Raw genomic sequence first — 5,652 nt, 5'->3', positions numbered from 1 at the left:
CCAGGTCCTGCAGCTGGCGCATCTTGTTGAGCACCACCGTGTGGCCCAGGTGGATGTCGGGCGCCGTCGGGTCCAGCCCGAGCTTGATGCGCAGGGGCTGGCCGGTGGCCTCCGAGCGCGCCAGCTTGGCCACCCACTCGGGCTGGGGCAGCAATTCATCGACGCCGCGCAGGGAAATTTCGAGCGCTTGTCCTACACCTTCGGAAATCTCGTTTGTTGTAACAGCAGCTTGATTCATAAGGGTTTTCAGGGGTGTATGCAGGACACGACCGACTATACTTGCCGGCATTTTGCAGCGGGGGATTCTAGTGGCCCGTCCACTTGCCCGGCCCTGGCGCCCAATGCCGCATCCTGCCATCCGCCTGTGTCTTCCGCCCCTTGCCGCCGCGTCGCGGCACCTGCCGGGGCCTGAAGCCACTTCAACCTGGGGTACAGACTCTTGTTGAAAAACAGCTTGACCGCCGCCTGCCTGGCCTTGTCCGAATCCCTCAAGCTCGCGGCACGCAAGCACCCGAAACGCATCACCGCTGCCGTTGCCACCGTCCTGCTGACGGGTGGCGGCGGCGCCTTCGCCGTGGCCTCACTCGCCCCCGATCCGGCCGAGCTGCCCGTGAGCACCGTGACCCAGGCCGTGCCGTCGCTGGCCAGCGAAGCGCCCCTGGCCACGCTGCTCGACAACATGCCCGGCTACTCGCTGTACCGCTCGGACACCACGCGCAGCACCGACACGGCCGAGTCCCTTCTGGAGCGCCTGGGCGTGGCCGACCCAGCCGCCTCGGCTTTCCTGCGCGGCGACGAGCTGGTGCGCCAGAACGTGCTGGGCCGCGCCGGCCGCTCGCTGTCGGCCGAAGCCACGGACGACCACCGCCTGGAGCGCCTCACCGCCCGCTGGGCCCCCGACGACACGCCGACCTTCAAGCGCCTGGTGGTCGAGCGCGGCGCCGACGGGCAGTTCCATTCGCGCATCGAGACGGCGCCGCTCACCGTGGGCAGCCGCCTGGCCGGTGGCGTCATCCGCACCTCGCTGTTCGCCGCCACCGACGCCGCCGCCATTCCCGACACGGTGGCCGTGCAGCTGGCCGAGATCTTCTCGGGCAACATCGATTTCCGCCGCGCGCTGCGCAAGGAAGACCGCTTCTCCGTCGTCTATGAAACCCTGGAGGCCGACGGCGAGCCGCTCAAGAGCGGCCGCGTGCTGAGCGCCGAATTCCACAACAACGGCAAGACCCACGACGCCGTGTGGTTCCAGGAGTCGGCCTCGGCCAAGGGCACCTACTACACGCTCGACGGCCAGAGCATGCGCCGCGCCTACCTGACCTCGCCCGTGGCCTACACCCGCATCTCCAGCGGCTTCGCCATGCGCGTGCATCCCATCCAGCAGACCTGGCGCGCCCACCTGGGCACCGACATGGCCGCCCCCTCGGGCACGCCGGTGCGCACCGTGGGCGAAGGCACGGTGGACTTCGCCGGCGTGCAGAACGGCTACGGCAACGTGGTCTATGTCAGGCACGCCAACCAGCACGTCACCGTCTATGCCCACCTGAGCCGCATCGACGTGCGCAAGGGCCAGAGCATCGACCAGGGCGACGTCATCGGCGCCGTGGGCGCCACCGGCTGGGCCACCGGGCCGCACCTGCACTTCGAGTTCCGCGTGAACGGCGAGCACCGCGACCCCATGTCCATCGCCCGCGCCAGCGACGCCGCCCAGCCGGTCTCGCGCGCGGCGCGCAAGGACTTCGAGCGCCTGGCGGCCAACATGCGCGTGCAGCTGTCCTCGGCCTCGCTGATGCTGCAGGCCCGCGCCGAGTGATTCCCGCCCGCGCGCAGCACGCCGCGGGCTGGTACATCGGGCTGATGTCGGGCACCTCGCTCGACGGCGTGGACGGGGTGCTGGCCGAGGTTTCGGCATCGAAATGCACGGTAGCCCGCCACGCGGCTCGACCTTTTGCTCCTGAAACCAGAGCGCAACTGCTGGCCCTCAACGCCAGCGGCCCTGATGAACTGCACCGCGCCGCCCTGGCGGCCAACACGCTGGCGCGCACTTATGCCGAAGTGGTCCACGGCCTGCTCGCCGGCAGCGGCCTGCCCGCCTGCCAGGTGCGCGCCATCGGCGCCCACGGCCAGACCGTGCGCCACCAGCCCGGCCTGCACGACGGCCTGGGCTATACCCTGCAGCTGAACCAGCCGGCCCTGCTGGCCGAACTCACCGGCATCACCGTGGTGGCGGACTTTCGCAGCCGTGACGTGGCCGCGGGCGGCCAGGGTGCGCCCCTGGTGCCTGCCTTCCACCAGCGCGTGTTCGGCCAGGGCGGGCGCAGCGTCGCGGTGCTGAACCTGGGCGGTATCGCCAACCTGAGCCTGCTGGATGCGGGCGGCGCCGTCCTGGGCTTCGACTGCGGGCCGGCCAATGTCCTGCTGGACCTGTGGTGCCAGCGCCATCGGGGCCAGACCTACGACGAGGATGGCGCCTGGGGCGCGGGCGGCCGCTGCGACGGGCGCCTGCTCGAGACCCTGCTGGCCGAGCCCTTCTTCGCCCTGCCGCCGCCCAAGAGCACGGGGCGCGACCTGTTCCACGAGCGCTGGCTGCAGGACCGCCTGCAGGCCGCCGGCACCGGCGATTCCGCCCTGGCGGCGCAGGACGTACAGGCCACGCTGGCCGAACTGACGGCCCGCGCCTGCGCCCAGGCCCTGCTGCGCCATGCGCCAGGCACCGGGCTGCTCATCGTCTGCGGCGGCGGCGCGCTCAACGGCCACCTGATGCGCCGGCTGCAGGCGCTGCTGTCCGGCGTGCGCGTGCAAAGCTCGGCCCTCCACCGCCTGCCGCCCCTGCAGGTCGAGGCCGCCGCCTTTGCCTGGCTGGCGCACCAGTGCCTGGCAGGCGAGCCGGGCAACCTGCCCGCGGTCACGGGTGCGCGCGGCCCGCGCATCCTGGGGGCCATCTACCCGGCCTGACGCCGGCCCGCGTCCCTGCTTTCAAGCGAAAAAGCACCTCAGCCCGCCCTGGGCAACGATGTGTCGCTATCAAAAAAGAAACCGCCCGAAGGCGGCTGGAACCAGGTCAGGGCCGGAGCCGCTCAGTGCTCGGTCGGCGAGAAGCTCGAGCCGCAGCCGCAGGTGGTTTCGGCGTTGGGGTTCTTGATGACGAATTGCGCGCCCTGCAGGTCTTCCTTGTAGTCGATCTCGGCGCCGACCAGGTACTGAAAACTCATGGCGTCGATCAGCAGCGACACACCGTTCTTGGTCATGGTGGTGTCGTCGTCGTTGGTGATCTCGTCGAAGGTGAAGCCGTACTGGAAGCCCGAACAGCCGCCGCCCTGCACGAACACGCGCAGCTTCAGGTCCGGGTTGCCCTCCTCGGCGATCAGCTCGGCCACCTTGGCGGCTGCGCTGTCGGTGAACAGGATGGGGGTGGGCATTTCGGTGGTGGTGGGGGTGGCGTTTTCGGCAACGGCGCTCATGAAGGGCTCCTCAGATCGTGACGGGAAATGGTACGCCAAAGCCCCGGTTGCTGCCGGCGCCCGGGCCTTTGTCGCCAGGGGGCGTGCGGGTTTTCGCGCATCCCGGGTACATGGGGGCGGGCCACGCCGGAGCAACGAGGCAGCGCCCACAAAAAAACCGCCAGGCCGGCGGTTTTCTTGTGTCGCCCCGCCGCCCCCAGGGGCAGGCGGGAGCGGTTCGCAAACGCTGGATCAGCGCTTGGAGAACTGCTTGGCGCGGCGTGCGGAGTGCAGGCCGACCTTCTTGCGCTCGACCTCGCGGGCGTCGCGGGTCACGAAGCCTGCGGCGCTCAGCTGGGGCTTCAGCTCGGCGTCGTAGTCGATCAGGGCGCGGGTGATGCCGTGGCGGGTGGCGCCGGCCTGGCCGGACTCACCGCCGCCGTGCACGTTCACCTGGATGTCGAAGGTCTCGACATGGTTGGTGAGCACCAGCGGCTGCTTGGCGATCATGATGGAGGTCTCGCGGCCGAAATACTGCTGAATGTCCTTGCCATTCACAGTGATCTTGCCGGAACCCTTCTTCAGAAACACGCGGGCGACGCTGGACTTGCGACGGCCGGTGCCATTGTTCCATTCACCAATCATCTCGGCTCCTTAAATTTCCAGGGCCTTGGGCTGCTGGGCGCTGTGCGGATGCTCGGCGCCGCCGTAGACCTTCAGCTTCTTGATCATGGCGTAGCCCAGGGGGCCCTTGGGCAGCATGCCCTTGACGGCCTTCTCGAGCGCGCGGCCGGGGTGCCTGGCCTGCAGATCGCGGAAGTTGGTGGCGGTGATGCCGCCGGGGAAGCCGGAGTGGCGGTAGTACATCTTGTCCGTGGACTTGGTACCGGTCACCTTGAGCTTGGAGGCGTTGACGACGACGATGTAGTCGCCGGTATCAACGTGAGGCGTGTAGATGGCTTTGTGCTTGCCGCGCAGACGCAGGGCCACTTCGCTGGCGACCCGGCCGAGCACCTTGTCGGTGGCGTCAATCACAAACCACTCATGCACGACCTCAGCGGGCTTTGCGCTGAATGTGGACATGGGTTTTCTCTTTTCGAGGAGGTTCGGCGGTCCTTTTCCACGGTCGGTGCTCTTATTGATTTGAGCCTCTTAGGTGGCGTTCTTGCTTCGCCGCGGGACCAGCCAATGCGCTGCGAAGCCCGCCATTATAGCGCGCCATGCATTTTTTGCGCCGCGCCATGCCAGGCCCGGGGCTGCCGGCTACCATCGCCCCATGTTCAGTTACCGCCACGCCTTCCATGCAGGCAACCACGCCGACGTGCTCAAGCACACGGTGCTCATCGCCACCCTGCAGCACCTGCTGCAGAAAGAGGCGGCGCTCATGGTGCTCGACACCCATGCCGGCGCCGGCCTGTATCGGCTCGACGGCGACGCGGCGCGCACCAGCGCCGAGAGCGCGGACGGCGTTGCGCGGGTGCTGGCCGCCACCGAGCCGCTGGCACCAGCCCTGCAGGCCTACGCCGAGCTGGTGCGCGGCTTCAACAGTGGCGCCGCCGCGCGCATCTACCCCGGTTCGCCCTTCATCAGCCAGCGCCTGCTGCGTCCGCACGACCGGCTCAAATGCCTGGAACTGCTGCCCGCCGACGCCCGGCTGCTGCAGCGCAACCTCGAGCAGCTCGAAGCCGGCCGACAGGTCACCGTGCTCAACGAGGACGGCTTCGAGAGCGCCCGCAAGTTCCTGCCGCCGCCCTCGCGCCGCGCCCTGCTGCTGTGCGACCCGAGCTACGAGATCAAGACCGACTACCAACGCGTGCAAGCGCTCGCGCAGGAGGGATTGAAGCGCTTTCCGACCGGGGTGTACGCGGTCTGGTACCCCATCATCCCGCGCCCCGAGGCGCACGATCTGCCGCGCCGGCTCAAGACGCTGGCGGGCAAGGCCGGCAGGCCCTGGCTGCACGCCGCGCTCACCGTCAAGGGCAGCAAGGCCAGCGCCGCCACCCCGGGCGAGGACGTGCGCCGCCCGGGCCTGCCGGCCAGCGGCATGTTCCTGATCAACCCGCCCTACACCCTGGAGGCCGCCCTGCGCGAAGCCCTGCCGCAGATGGCGCGGCTGCTGGCCCAGGACCGGCACGCCGCCCATGTACTGGAAAGCGGCGGCGGCTGAACGGCTGAACGGCTGAACGGCTGAACGGCTGAACGGCTGAACGGCTGA

The 5,652-nt window shown here is 69.1% G+C and carries 6 protein-coding genes and 1 pseudogene; 3 read left to right on the top strand and 4 right to left on the bottom strand.

Annotation, left to right across the window (positions count from 1 at the left end):
* Window positions 1-238, bottom strand: a pseudogene (locus RT051_RS09645) (tyrosine--tRNA ligase); the annotation flags it as partial.
* 204 nt (window positions 239-442) lie between these two features.
* Here RT051_RS09645 and RT051_RS09640 point away from each other — a divergent pair.
* Both RT051_RS09640 and RT051_RS09635 read left to right on the top strand, forming a co-directional pair.
* Window positions 443-1,810 (top strand): M23 family metallopeptidase, encoded by a 1,368-nt coding sequence (locus tag RT051_RS09640; protein ID WP_313075725.1) that lies wholly within the window; start codon window positions 443-445, stop codon window positions 1,808-1,810.
* A complete protein-coding gene (locus tag RT051_RS09635) occupies window positions 1,807-2,952 on the top strand; it encodes an anhydro-N-acetylmuramic acid kinase (RefSeq protein WP_313075723.1) in 1,146 nt (381 codons plus the stop codon). Before RT051_RS09640 ends, RT051_RS09635 begins: the two co-directional genes overlap by 4 nt.
* 122 nt (window positions 2,953-3,074) lie before the next feature.
* Here RT051_RS09635 and erpA read toward each other — a convergent pair whose 3' ends face one another.
* The 3 genes from erpA to rplM form a co-directional block, all read right to left on the bottom strand.
* Complete coding sequence (gene erpA / locus RT051_RS09630) at window positions 3,075-3,458, bottom strand: iron-sulfur cluster insertion protein ErpA (RefSeq protein ID WP_313075720.1); 384 nt, start codon at window positions 3,456-3,458, stop codon at window positions 3,075-3,077.
* A gap of 231 nt (window positions 3,459-3,689) precedes the next feature.
* Window positions 3,690-4,082, bottom strand: a complete 393-nt coding sequence (gene rpsI, locus RT051_RS09625) for a 30S ribosomal protein S9 (protein ID WP_313075717.1) — start codon at window positions 4,080-4,082, stop codon at window positions 3,690-3,692.
* A 9-nt stretch (window positions 4,083-4,091) separates the two neighbouring features.
* The gene (gene rplM / locus RT051_RS09620; RefSeq protein WP_313075714.1) at window positions 4,092-4,520 is read right to left on the bottom strand and encodes a 50S ribosomal protein L13; all 429 of its coding nucleotides are present in this window, start codon (window positions 4,518-4,520) and stop codon (window positions 4,092-4,094) included.
* A 193-nt stretch (window positions 4,521-4,713) separates the two neighbouring features.
* Between rplM and RT051_RS09615 the strand changes: the two genes are divergently transcribed.
* Entirely contained in the window at window positions 4,714-5,604 is an 891-nt protein-coding gene (locus RT051_RS09615) for a 23S rRNA (adenine(2030)-N(6))-methyltransferase RlmJ (protein ID WP_313075711.1), read from the top strand.
* Window positions 5,605-5,652 lie beyond the last annotated feature (48 nt).

The organism is Melaminivora sp. (genome assembly GCF_032059615.1).
GTDB lineage: Bacteria > Pseudomonadota > Gammaproteobacteria > Burkholderiales > Burkholderiaceae_C > Melaminivora.
The sequence above is the reverse complement of the archived record's forward strand: the minus strand, read 5'-3'. Positions and strand labels throughout refer to the sequence as shown.